The sequence below is a fragment of the Chlamydia pecorum E58 genome (genome assembly GCF_000204135.1).
In the GTDB taxonomy this organism is placed as follows: Bacteria; Chlamydiota; Chlamydiia; order Chlamydiales; family Chlamydiaceae; genus Chlamydia; species Chlamydia pecorum.
In genome coordinates this window covers 731,754-755,305 of sequence record NC_015408.1, presented here as the reverse complement: position 1 = coordinate 755,305, position 23,552 = coordinate 731,754, and the positions used below count along the sequence as shown (strand labels likewise).

Genomic DNA, 23,552 nt, shown 5'->3' with positions numbered 1-23,552 from the left:
AGAATCTCTAATGTTTTTTCTGTTTGTTCTAAAACACAACTTCTCTTAAAATCGCACCTTTTTTAAATTATTCAGAAAAAATAATTTATTATGGTATCTCCCTCTTCTTCCCAGATACTAAGTGCTTCTTATGTGCAAGTTATCTCTCCTCAAGAAGTTCTTTTACCGTGTTCTCCTAAACAATCTAAGGGCTCTGTTGTTACCCTTGTTAAGTTCTTTCTTGGAATTATCTGTGCTCTTTTAGCTCTTTCCAGCTATCTTACGCTTTCAGGACAATATATCTTAATTTTGCCACAACACTGCGCTATAATTGCTATTGGGCTTGCAATTGCTTTGGTTCTATTTGGCATTACCTATCTAAATTGTCTTATGGAAGATAAGGAGAGCTCCCCACAAGAAAAATGGATGGTTATGACTCTTTTACCAAAACCTCAGTTTCCTGAAGATCAGCAAGAAATACAAAGCTCTCTTAAAGCAGCAGAATGTTCAGAGCCTGTTTTTTCAGATGAACCTCCTTCCTACCAATCTATAATGGAAACAAAATCATAAAAACATAAGGCACGCTTATAATCCAACTCATGCATGCTACTATATTATCTTATTAACAGTTGAGATACCACTTAAGGACTTATCTTTCTTTCACCTTATAAAGTTATAATCACTATCTTTTAAGAAACTTTTTAACTTTACCCATAAGGTTCTTTAGCTCTAAAATCTATTCATTTTTCAGAAACAGTTAAGGCCTCATTTATGCACCCAGTACGACGTCCTACATGTTCAGTCAAAATTGGTCATCTCTATGTTGGAAGTAAGCACTCCATAAAAATCCAGTCAATGACAACAACTCCAACAGCAGATGTTGCAGCGACTCTAGAGCAAATTTATTCTTTAGCAGAATGTGGTTGTGAGATTGCTAGGGTTACTGTTCAAGGGATAAAAGAAGCTCAGGCTTGTGAAAAAATCAAAGATCAGCTTCTTTCCCGAGGGTTACGGATCCCTTTAGTTGCGGACATCCATTTCTTCCCTCAGGCTGCTATGCATGTTGTAGATTTCGTAGACAAGGTCCGTATTAACCCAGGGAATTATGTCGATAAAAGAAACATGTTTTCTGGAACCAAAACATATACAGAAACTAGCTATGCTCAGAGCCTTGTGCGTCTCAGAGATAAGTTTTCTCCCCTTGTAGAAAAGTGTAAAAAACTTGGAAAAGCAATGCGTATTGGCGTGAATCACGGTTCTCTTTCTGAAAGGGTGATGCAAAGGTATGGAGATACTATAGAGGGCATGGTTATCTCTGCGTTAGAATACGTTGCTATTTGCGAGGAGCTTGACTATCACGATGTCGTGTTCTCTATGAAATCTAGCAATCCTAAAGTCATGGTAGCTGCCTACCGCCAGCTAGCCAAAGACCTTGATCTTCGAGGCTGGAGGTATCCCCTCCATTTAGGGGTAACTGAAGCAGGCATGGGAATGGATGGGATCATAAAATCTGCAGTAGGCATTGGGACCTTACTCACAGAAGGGCTAGGAGATACTATCCGCTGTTCCTTAACAGGTTGCCCCACAACAGAAATCCCTGTGTGCCAGAAGCTTATCAATCACACTAAGGTTTATCTGAATCTCCCACATAAGCAAAATCTCTTTGCTCTGAAGGACTCGGAAAGCTTTGTCTCAGCCTCAAAAAAGATCCAAAAAAAGACCCCATGGGGAGCGATATATGGAGTGTTTTTAAAGCTTCATGAAAAACATCTCATAAATAGCTCTTCTGAAGAGCTTCTTCAAGAGCTTGGGGTGCATCCACAAACTGGGGCTAAAGATTTTACTGCTCCAGAAGGGGTTGTTGTTCCAGAAGAGCTCTTTGAGCTTCCTATTTTGAAGACATTACGCAAGCACTTCCTTGTATTTCATGAAGAACAAGCTTTACATCTTTCTTCTAGCAACATAGCGCTTTGGGAAGCTCCTGAAATAGATCAAGCGCCCTTTGTTTTTTTCCATGCCACCGATCCTTTTATTCATACAAGTAGGGATTTCTTTGAACATAGTCGTTGTGAAAACACTCCTGTAATGTTGGTCTTATCTCAAAATTTGGAAGATGAAGAGATTGCTACGATATCCCTAGCTACAGAGCTTGGAGCACTTCTTCTCGATGGTTTGGGAGAGGCTGTTCTCTTAGATCTTCCTAACATTTCCCTATCTGCTGCAAGGAATATTGCCTTTGGAACACTACAAAGCTCTGGGGTACGTCTTGTAAAAACCGAGTTTATTTCCTGCCCTGGCTGTGGAAGGACACTATTCGATCTTCCAGAAGTCGTTAAACGCATTCGGGCACGAACTCAACATCTCCCAGGGCTAAAAATTGCTGTGATGGGTTGTATCGTCAATGGCCCTGGGGAGATGGCGGATGCTGATTTTGGCTTTGTAGGATCCAAGCCTGGCATGATCGATCTCTATGTAAAACATAAGTGTGTGAAATCTCATATCCCTATGAGTGATGCTGAAGAAGAATTAGTTCGACTTCTAAAAGAGCATAACGTATGGGAAGATCCTAAATAGAACAGCGGCACCTCCATGACGTTGATATTACATCCGGGACCTTTGTATACCTTTGCAGAGCTTGAAGATCTCCCCTTAAGGCATGGGATTTTCCCTAAACAAACTAACGCCTCAGGAGAAGAATGTCCCGCTACAAATGCACAGATCGCAGATATCTTAGGGGCAGAAGTCTATTGTGATTTGCATCAGCGCCATACAACCACAGTCTACCGAGCTACAAAAACCTTCCCTCGTCAGCAACCAGGAGATGGTCTTTTTACAAACGAACTGGGACTTTCTCTACATATTCGCCATTCGGATTGCCAGGCAGCAATTTTTTATGATCGCAAGCATCATGTCGTTGCGAACGTGCATAGTGGTTGGCGAGGCCTTGTTGGAAATATTTATGCTGTTACAGTGAAGAATCTCAAAAAGGCCTTTAACTCAGTCCCCAAGGATCTTCTTGTTGCGATTGGGCCTTCATTAGGGCCAAATTACAGCATTTATCCTGATTATGATCTTCTTTTTCCGAGAAGCTTTCAAGCATTTATGGGACCAAAAGAACATATTGACTTTAGAGCGCTGGCTCATAAGCAACTTCGAGACTTAGGAATCCCTGAGCAAAATATTACAATTGCAGATATCTGTACCTATACTGAACATACGACTTTTTTCTCTTCGCGCTATGTAAGGCAAAACTCATCCCAAACACATCAAATACGAAGAAAATACAATAACGTTACTGCCGTGCTATTACTACCCAGAGAATAGTGAAATTCCTAGAGCTCTAAAAGAGCCTCGGGATGTTCTATGCTTTCTTTCACCTTAACAAGGAAACCTACGGCTTCTTTTCCATCGATAATTCGATGATCATAACTTAAGGCGACATACATCATATCTGCAATCACAATCTCTCCGTCGAGCACTACCGGACGTTTTTCTATTTTATGCATCCCTAGGATTCCTACTTGAGGAGGATTAAGGATAGGCGTAGAGAGTAAGGAGCCATAGACTCCCCCATTGGTAATTGTGAATCCTCCGCCTTCAAGTTCTGCAAGGGAAAGCTGCCCTTCTCTAGCTCTTATGGCGAGATCTGCAAGTTTTTGTTCGATCTCGCCACTAGAGAGCTGCTGGCAATCACGGATAACAGGAGCAACTAAACCTCGGTCTGTCCCAATCGCTAGGCAGATATCGTAATACTGACGATAAACAATTTCCTCTCCGCTAATATAAGCATGTAATCTAGGATAAGCCTTTAGCCCTTCCAAGACTGCTTTAACGAAAAACGACATATAGCCTAACTTTACGCCGAATTTCTCCATGAAACGCTCTTGCTTCTCTTTTCTTAGCTGAATACATGGGGTCATGTAGATTTCATTGAAAGTCGTCAACATAGCAGATTCATGCAGAGAAGAGACCAGACGCCGAGAAATCGTTTTACGGATAGAAGACATCCTCTCTCGGATCTCCCCACGCTCCGAAGTATCTCTTAGAGATTTTTTTTCCTTAAGTGGAACAAAGCGTTTCCCCTGATAGGGCGGCTTTTGATCTGAAGGGAAGCGGATAATTTCTGCTTCTACAGGTTCACGCTCAAGGATCTCGAGAGTTTCTGAACTCTCTTGTGTCTCCTCTATGGTAGCAACCAGACCTCCAACAGCAACAACGTCTCCTTCAGAGACTTTCCAGGAAATCTTCCCTGAGATAGGGGCGTAAATTAACTGGTTTAGTTTATCACTTTCGATTTCAAGAATACCTTGGTTTTCCTGAATAATGCTTCCCGAAGAGACCAGTAGTGATGCGATCGTGACTTCACTAATTGATTCTGCAATATTTGGAATGCGAACCTCTGTAATCATGCCCTACCTTAATGAGAACAATGTTTCCATACATGTTAACAATTCTTTATGACTAAGACGTGCAGACCCTGACGCTGTAGAGCTACTTCGTGCTCTAGATATGCACAACATTTTCCCCGGAAGAATATCTTTCAAAGCCATGAACATATACTCATAAGCTCCCATATTTTGAGGTTCCTCCTGAAGCCAAACGTAATGCTTAACCTTAGAATAGCGATCTAAAAGCTTCACAAGCCCATCAAAATCTAAAGGATACAAACTCTCTATTCTTAAACAAGCAAAATCCCCATGACGCTCTTCAGGGAGAGCCTCTTTATAATCATAGTAAATCTTTCCCGTGCACATGACAAGGATCTCTGCGTCATAATTGGGAGTGTCATCCTCAAGAATTGATCTAAACCCTCCTGGGAGGGTAAATTCTTTTAAGAAATTTGTACACTGTGAATGTCTTAAAAGCATTTTTGGCGTAAATACAACTAAAGGTAGGGAAAGATCTCTAAGAGTGTGCTCCCGCAAAATTCGAAAGTACTGCAAAGGTGTAGAAGGTAAGACAACTTCGAAGTTCCAATTTGCTGCAAGCTGCAAATATCTTTCTATACGTGCTGAAGAGTGTTCAGGTCCCTGCCCTTCATAGCCATGAGGAAGAAGCATGACCACATCAGAATGGAAGTCCCACTTTTGCACTCCTGAGGAGATATATTGATCAAAAATAATTTGTGCTCCGTTGGCAAAATCCCCGAACTGAGCTTCCCAAGCGACTAAAGTTTTCATTGCCTGTTGAGCATAGCCATACTCAAATCCTAAAACGGCATATTCTGATAAGGGAGAATTATAGATCTCCACAGCACCTTGTGTTGAAGATAAATGATACAAGGGAGAATGGGTATCTCCAGTAACAATATCGCTCCAGAGGAGATGTCTCTGGCTAAACGTTCCGCGAATTGAATCTTGTCCTGACAACCGAAGAGAAAAGCCTTCGACTAATAAAGAGGCAAAAGCAAGCTCTTCTGCCATTGCCCAATCACAGCCAATATCTCCTAAAACCATTTTCATTCTCTTATCCAAAAGTGCCTTCACCTTAGGATGGGGAGAGAAGTGCTCAGGAATACGACACAAACGTGCTCCGAGATTTTCTAAAGTCTCTAAGCTTAGGGAAACATCTAAATCATGAAATATCAGCTCCCCTCCCTGCAAGCGATTGCAATGGAGGCACTCCTTCTGAGGGAAACACTCTATATTCTTTTCCTTCAAGGTTTGATATTCACGATTGAGAAGGTCATAGACTTCATTTTCTATAAGGAGAAGATCTTTCTCCGATATCTGTGGTACATGAGTCTGTAAAAACTCCTTAAATAGTTTTTGTACCGAAGCTTTTGTTTTGATCTGATCATAGAGTTTTGGAGCTGTGACCGAAGGGTCGTCACTTTCATTATGACCATACTTGCGATAACAACAAAAATCTATAATCACATCGCAGCCGAAACGCTCTCTTACCTTTAGAGCATGCTCCATAGCTTCCAAGCACGCAAGGACATCTTCTCCGTTCACTCTGAACACAGGGATTCCGAGCATCTTGGCAATGTCTGTGCAATATGGAGTAGATCGAGACTCACGAGAATGCGCTGTAAAACCAATATGATTATTGATAACAATATGTAAAGTTCCCTCTGTGGAGTATCCTGGAATCTGGCTTAACTGAAAAGTTTCATAGACTACTCCCTGTCCTGAAAATGCCGCATCTCCATGAATCAGCACTGCCAAGGTTTTCTTCTCTTCTCCAAATTTCCCCTGATGCTGCATAGCTGCAACAACCCCCTCCACTACAGGATCTACAGTTTCCAAGTGGCTGGGGTTGGGGAGCAACACCAACGTGATCTCTCTACCATCGCGAAGATGCGTTGTAGAGACATATCCCTTATGATACTTTACATCCCCAACAGCGTCTAAACCGCGAGCTTCGGGATCATCTTCAAACTCCATAAACACATAGCGATAAGGCTTAGAAAGCACGTTTGTTAAAACGTTTAGTCTCCCACGATGTGCCATCCCTAAAACATAGTTCTCAATTCCAATAGAAACCCCGAATTCCCTCATATGCTCTAACATTGCAATAAGAGCCTCGCCTCCTTCTAAGGAGAATCTCTTTTGTCCTGTGAACTTTACCTGCAAAAACTCCTCAAAAAACACTGCCTTACATAAGTCTTTATAGCAACGCAGCAGCTTTTTAGGCTCTCTATGAGGCTTTTCTCCTTCCATAAGCTTCCAGACAAACTCCTGAATTTCTGGAGGACATGCAAGGGTTTCTACAGACAACCCGCGACAATAGTGTTTCTTTAATACCTGGATCAGCTCTTTAGCTTTTACGAAGGGTTGCGGCAACAGTCCACAGGAAGAAACTTCCTCTTCAAGGTTAATTTTGGAGAGTTTTTCCCGAATTAACGGAGACTCTTCAGAGGGTACTAGCGGGGAGATTTCACTTTGAAGATAGCCATAGCAACGATAGATCATGCAGAGAAACTGTGCTTTTTTCTCTTTCAAACCTATGCTTATGTCGGAGTTATAAGAAGAAGAGTTGGAGTCTAACTGCCCTAGCTGGTATCCTTCAAAAAAATGCTTCCAAGAAGGGTCTAGAGATTCGTGATTTAAAAATCTTTCATAAACAGACTCAATCCAATCCACATCCAAAGAATGGGCCTGCCCTGAGAACTTGGAATCCATAATAAAAAAATATTTTCTAGACGCAATAAGTTTGCTTAATAACAAATTTTTATTTTTCAAAAAACAATCTTTGTTTTTTCTAGGGTTGAAAAAAACCTCGGAATACTGTACACCTGCTCTCGAACATAGGAGGGGGACCCCCAGATGAAAAGTGAACGCCTGAAAAAGCTCGAGTCTGAGCTACACGATCTAACACAATGGATGCAACTCGGTTTAGTTCCTAAAAAAGAAATCGACAGGCACAAAGAAGAAATCCGTCATTTAGAGCATAAAATCCACGAGGAAAAGGCGCGTCTTCAGCTACTTAAGGAAAATGGAGAAGTAGAAGAGTATGTTACTCCGAGACGCAGCCCTGCAAAGACGGTCTATCCTGACGGTCCTAGCATGTCAGATATTGAATTCGTGGAGCCTACAGAGACAGAACTCGATATTGGCAGTCCTGGAGAAACTATAGAAATGGAATTCCCTGATGAGGATAGGGAAGAAGGAATTGTAGATATCGATTACTCTCACGAAGACGATGAAGATCCTTTCAGTGATAGAAATCGCTGGAGACGTGGAGGCATTATCGATCCCGACGCGAATGAATGGTAAAACTCCTCTAGCTCTTTACATTCACATACCTTTTTGTTCCAAAAAGTGTCATTACTGTAGTTTCTACACGATCCCCTATAAATCAGAAACTGTAGAGCTCTACAGCCAAGCCATTATCCTCGAAGGGGAGCATAAGCTTGCCCCCCTTCGAGACTCTCACTATATAGAGACAGTGTTTTTCGGTGGGGGAACTCCTTCCCTTCTTTCTCCTTCTCAGCTTAACAATATCCTCTCCAAGCTCGCACCTAATGCCAAAGAAATTACCCTAGAAGCAAATCCAGAAAACATCACTAAGGAGTATGTGGATGCTTTAAGGCACACTCCCATCAATAGAATTAGTCTAGGAGTACAAACCTTCGATGATTCCCAACTGCAGCTTTTAGGACGGACTCACTCCTCTTCTCATGCTATTGAGGCTCTCTCTCTCTTAACCTCCTGGGGCTTTTCCAATCTCTCTATTGATCTTATGTATGGACTACCTACCCAAACTCTAGAGGGCTTTCTTAGTGACTTAAATCGTGCTCTAAAGCTCCCTCTAACGCATCTCTCTCTCTATAACCTCACCATAGATCCTCATACCTCTTTTTACAAACATAGGAACGCCCTCGCTCCGACTTTTGCTAAAGAAGAGAGTCTTGCTGCTATGAGCTCCCTAGCGGAGGAGCTCTGTACCTCTCGGGGTTTATTACGCTATGAGATTGCCTCCTATGCTAGAACTTCCTATCCTTCTAAGCACAACCTATATTACTGGACAGATCGTCCTTTTTTAGGACTTGGCGTCTCGGCATCCCAGTATCTCCATGGGGTGCGCTCTAAAAACCTCTCAAGGATTTCCCATTACCTACGTGCTGTATTCAGACACCTTCCTCCTGAAGAATTTTCAGAAACTCTTCCAGAAAAGGAGCGCCTCAAAGAAGCTCTAGCGCTACGCTTAAGGCTTACAGAAGGAGCCCTGTGGAAGGATTTCCCTCAAGAACTTTGGAATGCTTTGAAGCAGTGCTCTTCTATACAACCTCTCCTTACCTACTCTGCACACTCCCTGGCATTAAATTCCCAAGGGAGACTGTTTCATGACAGTGTAGCTGAAGAGATTATGGCGTTAACTTTCTAAAGACACTATTGTGGGATAAAAAATACGAACACTGTAGGGACTTTGGTGATCTTTGCTTTAACCTCATTGAGATCCTCAGATTGCCCCCATATGCTTATGGATCTTGTACTCACAAATTCCTCCTCTCCTGTAAGGTCTGAAGCAATGCACAACTGAGCATAGGAAGGTAATGAATCTATAAGAAACTGCAGCGTGTGAACATTACGATAAGGAGTTTCTATACAGAGAAATGTCTGCCCCTTTCTCACAACTTCTCTGAGGTATTTTTCACGTTCTCTAGGGGATTGAGGGAGGTATCCTAGGAAAGAGAAGTTCTGTGCAGGGAGTCCTGAGAGCATCAAGGCCAACGTCATAGAACAAGGGCCAGAAAAAGCTCTTACAGGGATCCCCAAGGTTCTAGCTCTGTGTACCAAGCCTGCTCCAGGATCCGCAATACAAGGAAGTCCTGCATCAGAAACGACTCCCCAGTTTTCCTTATGCTTGAGAATGGGCTCCAAGTAGAAATCCCAAGCTTTTGTGTTATAGTGTTGCTTACTAAGGATCGCTAAGGGGAATTTATGCACCTCGGGGATTTTCCATAAGCTTAAAAAGGCTCTCCCTCCTCGATCGCTCTCTACGATAAGGCCTGAGATCTCCTTTTGGATAAACTCCCCCACCACTGAGGGAAGAAGCTCTACCTTGCGATTTCCTAAAGTATTAGGAAAGAGATACAATGTCATAATTTCGTCACCCTGAAAATCATAGTTTCTATAGCAATAATAGGATCCTGGAGGTTATTCTTAATGAGACTTTCAGTATAAAATAGAGAGCTTAGCACCTGATAGAGCCGCTCCTTCCCATAGGACACAAACAAACGAAATTTCCCCTCTTCAGGTTTCTCTTCAAGTCCCCGCAGCCCATACAGACATTGCGTTCGCAAAAAAGCTATAATCCCCAAGGGATCTTCACCATGCTCCTGCAATAATGCGTGCAGTTGCTGTAAGCAAGTTTCTGTATGTCTTTGCAAAAGCGAATCTCGTAATCTCCACAAGGACACCCGTTCTTTTTTTTCTATAAATCCTTCAATATCTGAGAACTCCAAGCTTGTTTTCTTGCCAATATGACAGATGAGCTTGTCGAACTCGTTGCAAATCTCACAAAAGCTTGTATCTACAAGCTTTTTGATAAAGGCCCTTGTAAGGGAAGGAGCACAGGATATTCCAAATCTCTCAGCCCTTAGGGACAGTAGAGCTCCGAGTCTCTGCTCACGCTCTACGGCACGCTCTCCGAATAAGCCAACAGCAAGAGCAGAAGGCAAAGCCTTCAACAGCTCTTGAAAATACGCCTGTTTCGTTGTAATAAGAAGAAATTTTAGATGAGGAAGGGGGGCTCTTGAGTACCCTATCAGGAACTCTTTAGTTGCTACTGTAAGCTTTTCTGCTGGGAAAATCCCTAGAGTTTCCAAGGTTGCAAACAACCCATAATTTTCTGTTTTTTGCGATAAAGCCCCAACAGAAAGTGTTTGAGCATCAACATCATGATACTCCCCAGAAACCAACAGCTCGATAAACATCTCCCTATCTTCTCCTGAAGCTGTACCAACTACAGCAATTGCAGGTAAGGACTCTCTGTATCTTTGAGAAAACGCATCGAAATCGGTGAGGTACGCTGACATATCCCTAAATCTTTAAAGATCTCAAGGATAACTATACCTAGGTATTCTGTAACTGTATAGAAGAACCGAAAATTCCTCTATATGAATAAAAAAACGGTAAAGAAACTCTTCTTTACCGTTAAAGACATTTCTATATTCTTCTTTCGGAAGAAATCCTATTTCGCCATCAATCTCATTAATTGCTGTCTCCAGCCATGCGCTGTTCTTACGCGGCTCTTAGACCCTACTTTTCTCGTAGCTGAAGAAGAGCAAACTTTCTTACAAGCTGCTGTGTGCTTGTGATTTTTATGACACGCTACAGCACAAGAAGCCTTTTTTACTGAAGAACTACGAGATACTCTAGGTTTCTTAGCTACAACTTTTTTCGTCGCGACTCTTTTTACTGCTTTCTTCGCAGCAACTTTTTTCACTGGAGACTTACGCACTGCAGGCTTGTGAGCAGCAGTCTTACGAACAGGCTTCTTCACTGCTGACGTCGCAGCCTTCTTGACTGTTCTCTTTACTGCTACTTTTCTAGCTGGAGCTTTACGAGAAGATGCAGCTTTACGTGTCGCTACAGACTTGCGAGATGATACAGCCTTACGAACAGGCTTCTTCACTGCTGACGCAGCTTTTTTTACTGTTTTCTTCGCAGCAACTTTTTTCGCTGGAGATTTACGCACTGCAGGCTTGCGAGCAGCTCCACAAGCTGATTTCTTGCTGCAGCGTCTTTTTTGTGTGCCTAACATTTTCATTCCTCTAATTAGACAGGTAATTACTTACCTGATCTATCGACAAGGAATCTGAAAACTTTAGTAAAAGAATGCTTTTATTTTATTTTTTTATAAACAGAGAAATAAAACTTATAATAAGAAATTAAAAAACAATTACTTGGAAACAAAATTTTCTAAGTAAAAAAGTATACTACGCACACCAAATCCTGAGGCATATTTAGGGAACAGACCTTCTTCCTTCTCACGAAATGCCGTTCCAGCGATGTCAAAATGAGCCCAAGCTACAGAAGCACCTTCTAAAAAGCGTTGCAAAAAGAGCGCGGCTGTAATCGCCCCTGCACGGTTATTCCCTATATTTTTCATATCCGCAATATCGGACTTCAAAGCCTTATCATAGCTCTTTACTAAAGGCATCCTCCAAATAGGTTCCGCCGTCCTTTCAGCAGACTCACGTAAATCTTCAAATAAGGCATCGTTGTTCGAAAATACTCCCGCAACATCCTCCCCAAGAGAAACCACCATGGCTCCCGTTAAGGTGGCAAAATCTAAAATCCTCGTAGGGTTGCAATACTTCAACGCATAGGAAATCGCGTCAGCAAGGATCAGCCGGCCTTCAGCATCAGTGCTCCCAATCTCTACAGAAAGCCCACTCATGCCTACGTAAACATCCCCCATCTTATACGCAGCATTTCCTATAGCATTCTCCGTCGCAGGGATAATTCCTGTTACATTGACTGGCAATTCTAACGCTGCTAATCCTGAGATAATCCCTAATACCGTAGCAGCTCCTGCCATATCTTCCTTCATGGTCAGCATCGCCTTGCCAGGCTTAAGGTCTAACCCACCACTATCAAAGGTCACCCCTTTCCCTATAAGCACCGTATGATCCTTAGACTTGGGCTTACCTCGATAACTTAAAATAATAAAGCGAGGATCTACAGAGGCCCCCTTGGATACTGCCGCAAGCAACCCCATTTTCTCTTTCAGAATTGCCTCTTTCTCCAATACCTTCACATCTAAACTAGGGAACTCCTTAGCAAGGCCTTGAGCGATCTCAGCCAGTCTCTTTGGTGTCACCTCATCAGCATTACGATTCACTAAATCTCGAGTGAGAAAGACTCCTTCAAAAATCGCCTCTTCCTTTTGGAAAATCCGATTGGCAACTTTAGGCACAATGCCAAAGACTGTCACTTTCTGAAGAAGCGGATCCCGAGAGGCAACCTTACTATAGCAAGGATAATCATAGTTTAATGAAAGTACCCCAGCTGAAAACCCTGTAAGGAACTCCTCTATGGAAATACGCAAATCTGAAACTGTAGGCAAAACTACATGTACTGTTACGCACTTTGCCTTGCGCAGCTCTCTAGTGAGCTTCGCATAGGTCTGAAGGACTTCTTCAAAAGATAACTCTTTACTCTCGCCCAACCCTAAAAGCACGACACGCTTTTCTTTGCCCTGCCCGTAGAGAAACTCAATCTCTCCAACCTTTCCTGTAAAATCCTTAAGAGAAGGAAGATACAAAGATTCATACTCCTCTAGGCCTGTAGCAGCTTCTATAGCGCCTTGCTTGCTGTTCCAGAAAGGCAAGACAATCGCGTCAGCTTTACCTCGTTTACTACAAGAAGCTTGAGCATAAAACAAAGCCATCGTTCCTTCTCCCTAAAATTCTATGATCTCTATTTTATCTTAATTAAAAAGGAACATCTTCACAGACGTATTGCTGTTCTTGTCCATAGCCTGCATACATATCCTTATCGCTAATAGACTCAGCATCTAAAGCTTCTCCATCAAAACCATAAGAAACAGCTTCATAAGGAGCAGCTGCTCCTACGGAATTACTGTCTCCCACAGATTGAGAACGCCCTCCCCCATCACTCTTCCCAAAAGGACTAAATTTAATAGAATCTATACTAATTACTAAAGAAGACTGAGGTGTTCCATCCTTACTTAGATAGCTCTCAAGAGCTATATCTCCTGCCACAATGACAGCAGAGCCTTTTTTTAGATAAGGAAGCATTTTATCATAACGGTTATGCCAAATATTACATTTGCACCATAGAGTTTCGTCTTTTGCACCAACACGTGTTTTAACTCCCAACCGAAAAACCACTACACGCTTCCCCTTAGAAGTCATTCTCTCTTCAGGATCCGTTCCTAAATACCCAGCAAAATATCCAAACATCATAAACTTAACCCTAAGATTCTTATCCTTGAGATCTTAATTCCAAAAGATACTTCCAATGAAAAAGCGCATAAAGTCACATAAGAAAAAAACTCATATGCTTCAAGCATACAAGCTAGACTCCACCATATCTATGCACGAATTCCTGTAGGAGGTGGTTGCATTCCTCCACCAGCTTGTGGCATTTGAGGCATCGTATCTACGGAAGGCTCTCTACCAGCACAAATATCTGCACAAACGGTTCTCCATTTTACAACAGTTTCAATAAACAACTGCGCAAAAGCCTTTAAAAGGTTCGCTTCTGCATACTTCATGTCAAGAACACAGTGCATGAGAACCAGCTGTTCTTTAACCGCAACACCAACTCCTCCACCAGCCATCTGGCCGCCTAACATAGAGCCTTCTAAAAGCTTTTCATATAAGGCTAACTTACGTTGAGTGTTATCTGGAAGGCCGTCGAGCAAAGGAGCGTAGACATAAAGGCGATCAGAATGTTCTTCATAAGTGAGGTGAAGAGAGAACTCACCGTCGACAAACAAAATGCATGTATTATTTTGATCAAAAGCAACATCTGGCAGCTTAAGCTCTTTAGCAAAATTTTTTAGATTTTCCTCTGCATTCTGTCTAGACATGAGGGAATCTCCTTATGATGAATTATTTTTGCTTAAAGTTATCATATTACTGAATTGTTAGTAAATGATTTCAAAAGCTTGAAATCAAAAACCTTCTTGTGTTTACAACTCCATTATGCTATTGGGTTAGCGATGCAGAATATCACGTACTACCGGGGAACTCCATATCCCCTAGGAGTAAAAAAACTCTCTGATCATAGCTATTGCTTTGCCATATTTTCTTTGCAAGCTATAGAAGTAATCCTTGCTTTAGCAAATCCTGATTTCGAGATTTTTGAATTTCAGCTTTCCCCCCGCACTCATAAGACGGGAAATATTTGGCATGTAGAAGTAGATGGCATTTCAGAGAAATGGTCATATGCTTTTCGTATTCGTCTTCCTAAAAAAAAATCCTTTCAAAGCAACTTCAAAGCCTATCTTGCAGATCCTTACGCCAAAAATCTCCACTCTCCTCAAAAATTCGGTTCCTGTAAAAAAAACGGTGATTATGCATTTTGCTATTTAAAAGAAGAAGAATTTGACTGGGAAGAAGATTCTCCTCTTCTTCTTCCTAAAAACGAGCTCATTATCTACGAAATGCATGTGCGCTCCTTTACACAGTCGCCTACATCTCAAGTCCAAGCTCCCGGAACATTTCTAGGGATTATAGAAAAAATCGACCATCTAAAAATGCTTGGAGTCAATGCTATAGAACTGCTTCCGATTTTTGAATTTGATGAAACCTCTCATCCCTTTAAATCCCCTCAATACCCTTACTTATGCAACTACTGGGGCTATGCTCCTGTGAATTACTTTTCTCCCTGTAGACGTTATGCGTACGCTACAGATCCCTGTGCTCCAATTCGAGAATTTAAAACGCTAGTGAAGGCTCTGCACCGTTCTGGAATTGAAGTAATTCTTGACGTCGTTTTCAATCACACTGGTCCTAACTGTTCTTTTCCCTGGATTGACCCTGCATCATACTATATCCTAGATCATGAAGGCTACCATACGAACTATTCTGGGTGTGGGAACACCCTAAACACCAATCGTTCTCCAACAATGCAGCTTATCCTAAGCTCTTTGCACTATTGGGTCAATGAAATGCACGTGGATGGCTTTCGCTTTGACCTTGCTTCGGTATTTTCTCGAGGCCCCAATGGAGAACCTCTATCTTTACCTCCTATATTAGAACTCATTTCCCATGATCCCTTACTTGCCAATACCAAACTAATTGCGGAGCCTTGGGATGCTGGAGGCTTATATCAAGTAGGCTACTTCCCTACACTATCGAAACGTTGGAGTGAATGGAACGGTCCTTATCGAGACAATATGAAATCTTTCCTTAATGGAAACCCTGATCTTATAGGAGCTTTTGCCTCCCGTCTTGCTGGATCTCAAGATCTCTATTCCCAAGGCTTCCCCGCCAACTCGATCAACTATGTGAGTTGCCATGATGGCTTCACGCTCTATGACACTGTAGCCTACATGCAAAAGCACAATGAAGAGAATGAAGAGCATAACCTTGATGGGACAAATGCAAACTATAGCTACAATTTTGGAGAAGAGGGAGAAACAAAAAATCCTTATATCTTGGAGCTCCGAGAACGTCAATTAAGAAACTTCTTCCTCGCTGTGCTTCTCTCTCAAGGGGTCCCAATGATCCAGTCAGGAGATGAATATGGCCATACAGCGTATGGAAATAACAATCGTTGGGCCTTAGATAGCCCCAAAAACTATTTTCTCTGGGACAAGCTTGTAGAACACGCTGACCTAAACAAGTTCGTTAGCGAAGCCATCGCCTTTCGCAAAAAGCATAAGGAGCTCTTTAATCAAGGTTTTCTAACGAACGATACTGTCTCTTGGCTGGATTCTTCTGGAAATCAGCAACAATGGCAGCCGAGCTCTTTTATTGCTTTCGAGCTCATCTCTGCACAGTTTAGCCTATATGGGGCTTTCCACACTGCAGAAAATGAAATGACTATCAAACTTCCTAAGCTCCGCCCAGATTTCCTTACGTATCAACTTATTGCAGATAGCTCTCGGGGATTTTTCTCCTGCACTTTAGAGCCACAACTTCGCCTTCTCCCCTATACTAGTCTAGTTGCCATCAGTTATGCAAAAAAGATTAACTAATATCGCTCTCGAGGCTTTCATTCCAAGACTCGATCACAACGAACTCTGCATCTTTATAAAATTTTTCTAAAATTTGCCGAGCATTATATCCCTCAACAGCTAGACGCTCAACATTTTCACGAAGCAGTCCATCTGCACTGATAAACAAGCCTTGGGGGCTATCTACAACTAGACGAGCTGTCCAATCTACAGCTTCTTCCACTCCATAAAATTGCTTAGTCACTCCGTAACCTATGTACCCTTCTTCATCTGCTTTAAGATGCCAGAAGTTTTGTGGATTTGTAGCTAAGAGCTTTTCATACAATGCTGTTCTTTCTAAAATTACACATGCAGACAGAGCTTCCTTATCAAGCTCGCGGAGATACTTAATAGAAAGCACAGATTTAAGGTAGTCCTCTATCGCAACTTCATTTGAAACCATGATACAATGGTTCGCAGTTCTGTGAATGTATAACGCTCCGTGATACTGTATCCCATTTAAAAACAAAGATGCAGAGCCATCCAAAGGTTCAATTTTTAAACATTGCACGTCGGAATATTGCTCTCCCCAATGGATACCATCATATAGAGCATGAACAGCGCAGCGCAACCCTTGGCTAGATGTTTGCTTATGTATGGAATCCCCATAAATGCGGTGAGGGCCTTTAGCTTCTATCAAAGCTGTTGTACTTTCATCCAAAAGAAGAACGCGTACTTTAGGTTCAGAAACCACAGCTTGTTCTATAAACGTATCTGAAACTCTAACCTCTGAGATTCCCGTCACGCTCATACCAAGGGAAAGACTTAAAAGTATGTACTGTAATTTTTTCACTGCCTGTCCTTCTCCTCTAATCTCTATAAATTCTGAGAATGTTTTTTTAAGTGATCATAAGCTAACTGAGTTACCATTCTTCCTCGTGGAGTTTTTTTTATAAGCCCTTTTAATATTAAAAAAGGTTCATACACATCTTCTAGGGTTTTGATATCTTCTCCAACAGCTACAGAAAGTGTCTTAATTCCTACTGGGCCACCTTGGTAATACTCAATCATTGTGGTAAGAAGCTTTACATCTACCTCATTTAATCCCCAATCGTCTATTAATAGCATAGCTAAAGCTTTTTCTGCTACGTCACCATTAATACAGTTTCCTTCGCGCATCTGAGCAAAATCTCGCACCCATTTCAGAAGATGGTTTGCAAGTCTTGGTGTTCCCCGAGATCTCCTTGCAATTTCCAACAGTGCAGCAGGTTCTGCTTGTATCCCCAAAAGTTTTGCGGAACGGGTTAAAATATCTATAAGGTCTTGATCAGAATAATATGATAACCTCGCACTAAAGGCAAAGCGCGTCCGCAAAGGCTCACTCAACATCCCAGAGCGGGTAGTAGCTCCTACGAGAGTAAAAGGAGCAAGATCGATGCGAACTGAACGTGCCCCAGGGCCAGAATCAATGGTGATGTCTATTTTAAAATCTTCAATTGCTGGATAGAGGTATTCTTCAGCAGCCTTCCCCAAACGGTGAATTTCATCGATAAAAAAGACATCTCCCTCTTGTAAGCTTGTTAACAATCCTATCAAATCGGAAGGTTTAACTAACTGTGGCCCTGATGCTGTAACTAATCCCTTTCCCACAGTAGCAGCAACAATATGCGCTAATGAAGTCTTCCCTAGCCCAGGGGGACCAAAAAACAAACAATGTCCAGGAACTTCTTGACGCTGCAAAGCTGCTTGCAAAAACAGATCTAAACGTTCCTTTACATGTGCTTGGCCATAAAATTCTTGAAGCCCTTTAGGCCTAAGAGAAAAATCTAGTTTTTTATCTGGATTTAAGACTGTAACTTGATAAGTCATATTGCGTCCTGTATTCTCCTAGTCTCCTAAAGGCTCTGGAATTTGTAAACAATTAAAAACATTCTCGGAGAAAAATAACGTTTGCTTTTTCCTATAGCATTATCTAACATCGCCGTTAAAAGACCTCACTGAGAAAGGTAAAACTAGGATAATCAAAGGGTTTTGTGTTGAATTATTGTGTGCATCTGTGGAAAACACAAAACTCTTTTATACCAATAATTAAGGTTTTAAATGAGCATAAAAGAAGATAAGTGGATTCGTGAAATGGCTCTAACCCAGGAAATGATTGAGCCGTTTGTTGACAGACTCATCAACGTAGATGAAAATACCAATAAAAAGCTTATTAGCTATGGTCTATCCAGTTACGGATATGATTTGCGCTTATCTGAAGAATTCAAAGTTTTTACTAACGTGTATAACTCTATTGTAGATCCAAAATGTTTCTCCGAGGATACATTTGTTTCCATCACTAGTGATGTCTGTATTATCCCTCCAAATTCTTTTGCTTTAGCACGCAGTATTGAGTATTTTCGAATCCCTAGGAACGTTTTAACTATGTGTATAGGAAAGTCTACCTATGCCCGTTGCGGAATTATTGTAAATGTGACCCCTTTTGAACCAGAGTGGGAAGGCCACGTCACTATAGAAATTTCCAATACAACGCCACTTCCTGCAAAAATTTATGCAAACGAGGGTATTGCTCAAGTTTTATTCTTTGAAGCTGATGCTCCTTGTGAAATCTCTTATGCTGAGCGACAAGGGAAATACCAAAAGCAACAAGGAATTACTATTCCTTTTGTATAGTTCTTCTCTATGAGAAAAATGTCTTGGCTGAAACTCCTAGGAGAAACTGTTCTTAATTCTTGGTGGGTAATTTTAAGTGTTTTTATTGGAGGGTTTATTTATGACCGAGCAAGTATACAGCTAAAACATGAAGAGTTACGTTTAAAAAAACGCGTATCTCTGTTACAAGAACAAATTACTCATGCACAAGAAAAACAGCAGTCTTTACAACAGCATCTTTGCCATTGGAATGATCCTATCGTTATAGAATCCGCTTTAATTCAAAAGCTTGGCTTAATCCCTAAGGGGTACACAAAAATTTGCTTTTTTCCTAGGAGTGAGACTCAAAACAACGAATAGCTATGGTTACTGCATTTATTTTTCTTATAGCTTTCTTAACGTTCTGTTCCGCTTTTATCTCTCTATCGCAAATCGCTCTTTTCTCTATTCCGACAAGTTTAATCTCACACTACAAACACTCAAGATCTCAAAGCCATCAGATGGTGGCTGCACAGTTATCCCATCCTCATCAACTACTGCTTACTTTAGTATTCTGTGATGTAGGGTTAAACATTGCCGTTCAAAACTGCGTGGCAAGCCTTGTGGGGGATCAGGCCTCCTGGCTACTTACTGTAGGGATTCCCTTAACAATTACGCTCATTTTTGGTGAGGTCTTACCTAAAGCTGTTGCTCTCCCCTACAACACACAGATTGCAAATTTCATTATTCCTGTAATTACGTTTTTCACTAAAACCCTCCGTCCTATTCTGTATTGGGCTATTGTAGGGATTAATCGTGCAGTGCAATGGATTCTCCCTGCACAGAAAAGGGAAGAGATTATCCAGCCTCAAGAGCTCCAGGAGGTCCTAAGGAGCTGTAAAGATTTCGGCGTGATCTCTCAAGAAGAAAGCCATTTGCTTTCAGGCTATCTTTCCCTTAATGAATGCAAGCTAAAAGAGCGCATGCAGCCGCGTCAAGAAATTCTATTTTATGATATCCAAACGCCTATCAGAAATCTCTATAAGCTATTTTCTGAAGAGCACTGCTCTCGTGTTCCCGTATGTAATGAGAACATGCAAAACCTTCTAGGAATTTGTACAGCAAAAACCCTATTACTTTATAGCAGGGTAATACGCTCTTCTGATGAGCTTCTCCCTTTATTACATAAGCCTTATTATCTTCCTGAGACTATCTCAGCAAAATCCGCACTATGCCACTTAGTTGCAGAAGATGAGACTATGGGGATCATTATAGATGAGTATGGCTCTATAGAGGGATTAATTACCCTAGAAGACCTTTTTGAAATTGTCTCTGGAGAAATTATCGATCAACGAGATGAAAAACTTCTCTATACAACCTCTGGGAAAGATGTCATTATCGCCTCAGGGAGTTTGGAATTAAGTGACCTTAGTAATATTTTTAATATCCATCTACCAACTCATAATAACATCACGACTCTTGGGGGCTGGGTCATAGAGCAGCTAGGAGTCATCCCTGCTGCTGGTGCAAAAATTATCTGGAATCATCTGTTATTCCAAGTTTTGGATGCTACCCCCAATCGAGTGCAAAAAATCTACATAAGAAAACTCTATGACTAACTCTCCTTTTTTCTGGCTAGGGATTAATTTTCTTTGTATTACCCTTCAAGGGTTCTACTCAATGATGGAGATGGCATGTGTTTCCTTTAATCGTGTGAAGCTCCAATACTACCTCATCAAAGACCATAAGAAAGCTCGCTATATTAATTTTTTAATCCGCCGTCCCTACCGCCTTTTTGGGACAGTTTTACTTTGTGTAAATATTGCCTTACAAATTGGCTCAGAGTCCTCAAGAAATTGCTACCGCACTTTTGGGCTTCCTCCTGACCTTGCTCCTTTCACGCAAGTCTTTCTCGTGGTGATCTTTGCTGAGTTGCTTCCTCTTACTATATCTAGAAAAATTCCTGAGAAGTTAGCTCTTTGGGGTGCTCCTATTCTGTACTATTCCCACTTCATTTTCTATCCCTTGATTAAGCTCCTTGGGGGGATAACTGAGGGAGTGTACTATCTTCTTAACATAAAAAAAGATAAGCTGAACTTTACTCTTAGCCGCGATGAATTCCAGAAAACCTTAGAAACTCATCATGAAGAACAGAACTTTAATGTCATCGCAACAAACATTTTTTCTCTCAGCGTTACCTCTGCAGATCAAGTCTATCAGCCCTTAGACCAAGTGACCATGTTACCTTCTTCCGCAGATGTCCAAGATTTGTGCCAAGTTATCGACACACTAAGCACAGAGTTTATTCCTATTTACCATAAGATCCGCAGCAACATTATTGGTATTGCCCTTCCTAAAGACTTCGTACACAAATCCCCACATGAACCTATCGTCCACCACCTCCACTCTCCGTGGTTCATTACAGGAAAATCTACACTCATCAGCATCCTTAAAGAATTTCGAGATAACCGCTGCTGTGCAGCGATTGTCTTAAATTCTTTAGGAAAGCCTATAGGAATCCTAAGCTTAAACTCGATTTTTAAAATTCTCTTTAACACATCAAATATTGCCCAGAAAAAGCCGAAAACAGCCCCAATAATAGAAAGAACTTTTCCAGGAAATACACGCCTCAAAGATCTAAAAAAGGAGCTTGGCATCCGTCTGCCAAGTTACGGGGCTGAAACTCTCGCCCAGTTAGTTCTGCAACTTCTTGATACTCCTGCAGAACCTGGGGCCTCCGTGATCATCGCGAATTTTCTTCTTGAAGTGAAGGAAATATCTCTATCGGGAATTAAAAATGTTTCCATCAAAAATCTCCCTTCATAAGAGCTTCATATGAGTCACGACCTTCTCTATAGCCTTTATAGCACGATCTACCTCTTCCATAGAGAGCCTATGACTAAAGGAAAATCTTAATGTTGCGGTTGCCAACTCCTGGGAAACTCCCATCCCTACGAGGGATTTAAATGCTGTGGTAGCTCCGGAAGAGCATGCTGAACCATAACCACAAGCGACGCCTTCCAAGTCCAAGGAGATTTGTAATACCTCTCCTTCTAAAGGAGGAAAGGCGATTGCAGAAACGTTGTTCACTCTAGGCTGGTTTTCACAATGGAGTATACTCTCTGGAAGTGCAGCCTTCACCCCCTGTTCAAAATGGTTCCTTAGCTTAAGTAGTGCATCTGCGATGTCTTTTTGATGTATGGCTAAGTTTTGAAAAACATATAATAAAGAGGCTATGCCCCAGAGGTTCTCTGTTCCCGAACGTAGGCCGTTTTGTTGCCCTCCGCCAAAAATACGTGGGGAAATCTTCACTCCTGGAGATACAAGTAACGCCCCTATTCCTGTAAGCGCATGGAACTTCTGCCCACTAAATGCCAACATAGAGACCCCCTTAGGGACGTGAATGACCTCCTTGCCAACGATTGCCGTGGCATCTACGATGAAAAGAAGATGATGTTGTAACGCTAGCTGCGCTATTGCGGCAATGTCTTGCTTTGCGCCGACCTCACTATTTACCCATCCTAAAACAATTGCAGATGTTGTGGGAGTAATAGCAGCTTCGATTTGCTGCAAAGAGAGGGCGCAAGCTCCCTCGTCAGGATCTAAATAAGAGACAGAAAGATCCGCATGTTTTAAAGGTTCTATCACTGCAGGATGCTCTATGCTAGAGGTAACGACATGACTTCCCCTAGGGAGACTGGAAATCGCTAAGTTGAGACTTTCTGTAGCTCCTGAAGTGTAGATCACCTGTCCATGAAAATCCAAAACTTTACAGATACAGGAAGTTGTTTCCCTCACCATATGGTGAGATTTTTTCCCCAAGCTATGAGCACTTGAGGGGTTAGCATAACACTCACCATCTACAAAACTCTGCTTTAGGAAGTCTATAAGGCCGGGCTCAGGAGAAGTAATTGCATTGTTATCCAAATAAATCATGAAAGTCCCACGTTCGATTATTGTATGCGGACTAACACGACGGTAATATTATCAGAACCCCCACGGCTATTTGCCAAAGAAATCAACGTATTTCCGCATTCTTCGAGAGTTTGATACTGAGTTAAAATTGTGCGAATATCCCTATCGGAAACCACGTTTGTGAGTCCATCCGAACACAAGCAAAATAGATCCTCCTGTTCGCAGGGGATATCCCGGATGTCTGGGACCACATAGGGACGACTTCCCAAAGCGTTAGTCAAAATATGACGATAAGGATACACTTTCTTTGATTGTTTAGGAAGCTTATACCGATGTTTTAACTGGTTTGCTAGGGAATGATCTTCTGTTAGGCAACACAGTTCTTCTCCACGTAACCGATAAATACGGCTATCTCCGATATGGCATATCCACGCTTTATTTTTACGAAACTGCATAAAACTTAGCGTCGTTCCCATTCCCTGAAGATGTGTCTCTACAAGACCATGCTCATAGATTATCCTGTTGATTTTAGAGAGAATGCCCTGTACACTCTCCTTGTACCATTCATCTTCACAAGCCATTAATTCGGCATACTTTTGACTCATAAGCTCGATAAGGTGCAAGACAGCCTCCTGAGAAGCTATATCTCCACCTAAACACCCCCCTAAGCCATCTGCAATGGCAACAAGTTGAGAAGATATATCTACTTTCCAGAAATCTTCGTTTCTTGCACGAACCTTTCCAATATCACTCAAGCCAAAATAATCAAAATTCACAATTTCATCGTAATTTTGGTAGTTATCCTTAGGATCTTTAAGATCTTTTCTCTCTTCCTTCGAAGATATACCAAAACTTTTTTATTTAAAGAAGGTGTTCTAAAATTCTCTTCAACATACACCTAAAACAAGGTATGAAAAACATAATGAGGGAAAGTACGCTTT

At 41.6% G+C, this 23,552-nt stretch carries 22 protein-coding genes; 10 read left to right on the top strand and 12 right to left on the bottom strand.

The features are described from left to right. The first annotated feature begins 90 nt into the window (after positions 1-90). The 3 genes from G5S_RS03390 to pgeF all read left to right on the top strand — a co-directional run bounded on the left by G5S_RS03390 (position 91) and on the right by pgeF (position 3,303). Positions 91-549 carry a hypothetical protein gene (locus tag G5S_RS03390; RefSeq protein ID WP_013712791.1) on the top strand — a complete coding sequence of 153 codons (459 nt, stop codon included), beginning with the start codon at positions 91-93 and terminating at the stop codon, positions 547-549. Between the two features lie 201 nt (positions 550-750). Next, positions 751-2,553, top strand: coding sequence for a 4-hydroxy-3-methylbut-2-en-1-yl diphosphate synthase (locus G5S_RS03385; protein WP_013712790.1), 1,803 nt, complete (start codon positions 751-753; stop codon positions 2,551-2,553). 15 nt (positions 2,554-2,568) lie between these two features. After that, on the top strand, positions 2,569-3,303 hold the full coding sequence (gene pgeF / locus G5S_RS03380) for a peptidoglycan editing factor PgeF (protein ID WP_013712789.1): 735 nt from the start codon (positions 2,569-2,571) through the stop codon (positions 3,301-3,303). 8 nt (positions 3,304-3,311) lie between these two features. On the opposite strand, the gene G5S_RS03375 is transcribed toward pgeF, so the two are convergent. Together G5S_RS03375 and G5S_RS03370 are read right to left on the bottom strand one after the other, a co-directional pair. Then, positions 3,312-4,388, bottom strand: coding sequence for a 2-oxo acid dehydrogenase subunit E2 (locus G5S_RS03375; RefSeq protein ID WP_013712788.1), 1,077 nt, complete (start codon positions 4,386-4,388; stop codon positions 3,312-3,314). Positions 4,389-4,391: 3 nt separating this feature from the next. Continuing rightward, positions 4,392-7,106, bottom strand: coding sequence for a 2-oxoglutarate dehydrogenase E1 component (locus G5S_RS03370; protein WP_041467025.1), 2,715 nt, complete (start codon positions 7,104-7,106; stop codon positions 4,392-4,394). Positions 7,107-7,250: 144 nt separating this feature from the next. On the opposite strand from G5S_RS03370, the gene G5S_RS03365 reads away from it, so the two are divergent. Further along, positions 7,251-7,700 carry a hypothetical protein gene (locus G5S_RS03365; RefSeq protein WP_013712786.1) on the top strand — a complete coding sequence of 150 codons (450 nt, stop codon included), beginning with the start codon at positions 7,251-7,253 and terminating at the stop codon, positions 7,698-7,700. Next, complete coding sequence (hemW, locus tag G5S_RS03360; protein WP_013712785.1) at positions 7,690-8,811, top strand: radical SAM family heme chaperone HemW; 1,122 nt, start codon at positions 7,690-7,692, stop codon at positions 8,809-8,811. Before G5S_RS03365 ends, hemW begins: the two co-directional genes overlap by 11 nt. Before the next feature lie 5 nt (positions 8,812-8,816). Here the strand turns inward: hemW and G5S_RS03355 are convergent, their stop codons facing one another. The 6 genes from G5S_RS03355 to G5S_RS03330 all read right to left on the bottom strand — a co-directional run bounded on the left by G5S_RS03355 (position 8,817) and on the right by G5S_RS03330 (position 13,992). Beyond that, a complete protein-coding gene (locus G5S_RS03355; protein WP_013712784.1) occupies positions 8,817-9,530 on the bottom strand; it encodes an SAM-dependent methyltransferase in 714 nt (237 codons plus the stop codon). Beyond that, positions 9,527-10,465, bottom strand: coding sequence for a hypothetical protein (locus G5S_RS03350; RefSeq protein WP_013712783.1), 939 nt, complete (start codon positions 10,463-10,465; stop codon positions 9,527-9,529). The genes G5S_RS03355 and G5S_RS03350 overlap by 4 nt, the downstream gene beginning before the upstream one ends. Positions 10,466-10,620: 155 nt before the next feature. Next, complete coding sequence (locus G5S_RS03345; RefSeq protein ID WP_013712782.1) at positions 10,621-11,193, bottom strand: histone H1-like repetitive region-containing protein; 573 nt, start codon at positions 11,191-11,193, stop codon at positions 10,621-10,623. Positions 11,194-11,331: 138 nt separating this feature from the next. Further along, on the bottom strand, positions 11,332-12,825 hold the full coding sequence (locus tag G5S_RS03340) for a leucyl aminopeptidase (protein WP_013712781.1): 1,494 nt from the start codon (positions 12,823-12,825) through the stop codon (positions 11,332-11,334). A gap of 43 nt (positions 12,826-12,868) precedes the next feature. After that, positions 12,869-13,363 carry a single-stranded DNA-binding protein gene (locus G5S_RS03335; RefSeq protein WP_021756571.1) on the bottom strand — a complete coding sequence of 165 codons (495 nt, stop codon included), beginning with the start codon at positions 13,361-13,363 and terminating at the stop codon, positions 12,869-12,871. Between the two features lie 128 nt (positions 13,364-13,491). Then, positions 13,492-13,992: a type III secretion chaperone Slc1 gene (locus tag G5S_RS03330; protein ID WP_013712779.1), complete on the bottom strand. Its 501-nt coding sequence runs from the start codon at positions 13,990-13,992 to the stop codon at positions 13,492-13,494. Positions 13,993-14,124: 132 nt separating this feature from the next. On the opposite strand from G5S_RS03330, the gene G5S_RS03325 reads away from it, so the two are divergent. Next, positions 14,125-16,107 (top strand): isoamylase, encoded by a 1,983-nt coding sequence (locus G5S_RS03325; protein ID WP_013712778.1) that lies wholly within the window; start codon positions 14,125-14,127, stop codon positions 16,105-16,107. Here the strand turns inward: G5S_RS03325 and G5S_RS03320 are convergent. Together G5S_RS03320 and ruvB are read right to left on the bottom strand one after the other, a co-directional pair. Continuing rightward, positions 16,100-16,876 carry a SpoIID/LytB domain-containing protein gene (locus tag G5S_RS03320; protein WP_370884737.1) on the bottom strand — a complete coding sequence of 259 codons (777 nt, stop codon included), beginning with the start codon at positions 16,874-16,876 and terminating at the stop codon, positions 16,100-16,102. The two genes, G5S_RS03325 and G5S_RS03320, sit on opposite strands and share 8 nt — an antisense overlap. A 65-nt stretch (positions 16,877-16,941) precedes the next feature. Further along, a complete protein-coding gene (ruvB, locus tag G5S_RS03315) occupies positions 16,942-17,934 on the bottom strand; it encodes a Holliday junction branch migration DNA helicase RuvB (RefSeq protein ID WP_013712776.1) in 993 nt (330 codons plus the stop codon). Positions 17,935-18,165: 231 nt separating this feature from the next. Between ruvB and dcd the strand changes: the two genes are divergently transcribed. The 4 genes from dcd to G5S_RS03295 are packed head-to-tail and all read left to right on the top strand — an operon-like array spanning position 18,166 to position 21,522. Further along, the gene (gene dcd, locus G5S_RS03310) at positions 18,166-18,738 is read left to right on the top strand and encodes a dCTP deaminase (RefSeq protein WP_013712775.1); all 573 of its coding nucleotides are present in this window, start codon (positions 18,166-18,168) and stop codon (positions 18,736-18,738) included. 9 nt (positions 18,739-18,747) lie between these two features. Continuing rightward, on the top strand, positions 18,748-19,077 hold the full coding sequence (locus G5S_RS03305) for a hypothetical protein (protein ID WP_013712774.1): 330 nt from the start codon (positions 18,748-18,750) through the stop codon (positions 19,075-19,077). A gap of 2 nt (positions 19,078-19,079) precedes the next feature. Further along, on the top strand, positions 19,080-20,315 hold the full coding sequence (locus G5S_RS03300; protein WP_013712773.1) for a hemolysin family protein: 1,236 nt from the start codon (positions 19,080-19,082) through the stop codon (positions 20,313-20,315). Beyond that, the gene (locus tag G5S_RS03295) at positions 20,308-21,522 is read left to right on the top strand and encodes a CNNM domain-containing protein (RefSeq protein WP_013712772.1); all 1,215 of its coding nucleotides are present in this window, start codon (positions 20,308-20,310) and stop codon (positions 21,520-21,522) included. Before G5S_RS03300 ends, G5S_RS03295 begins: the two co-directional genes overlap by 8 nt. On the opposite strand, the gene G5S_RS03290 is transcribed toward G5S_RS03295, so the two are convergent. Both G5S_RS03290 and G5S_RS03285 read right to left on the bottom strand, forming a co-directional pair. Next, entirely contained in the window at positions 21,517-22,632 is a 1,116-nt protein-coding gene (locus G5S_RS03290) for a cysteine desulfurase family protein (RefSeq protein ID WP_013712771.1), read from the bottom strand. The genes G5S_RS03295 and G5S_RS03290 overlap by 6 nt on opposite strands. 17 nt (positions 22,633-22,649) lie before the next feature. Then, positions 22,650-23,387, bottom strand: a complete 738-nt coding sequence (locus tag G5S_RS03285; RefSeq protein ID WP_021757228.1) for a PP2C family protein-serine/threonine phosphatase — start codon at positions 23,385-23,387, stop codon at positions 22,650-22,652. Between the last annotated feature and the right edge of the window lie 165 nt (positions 23,388-23,552).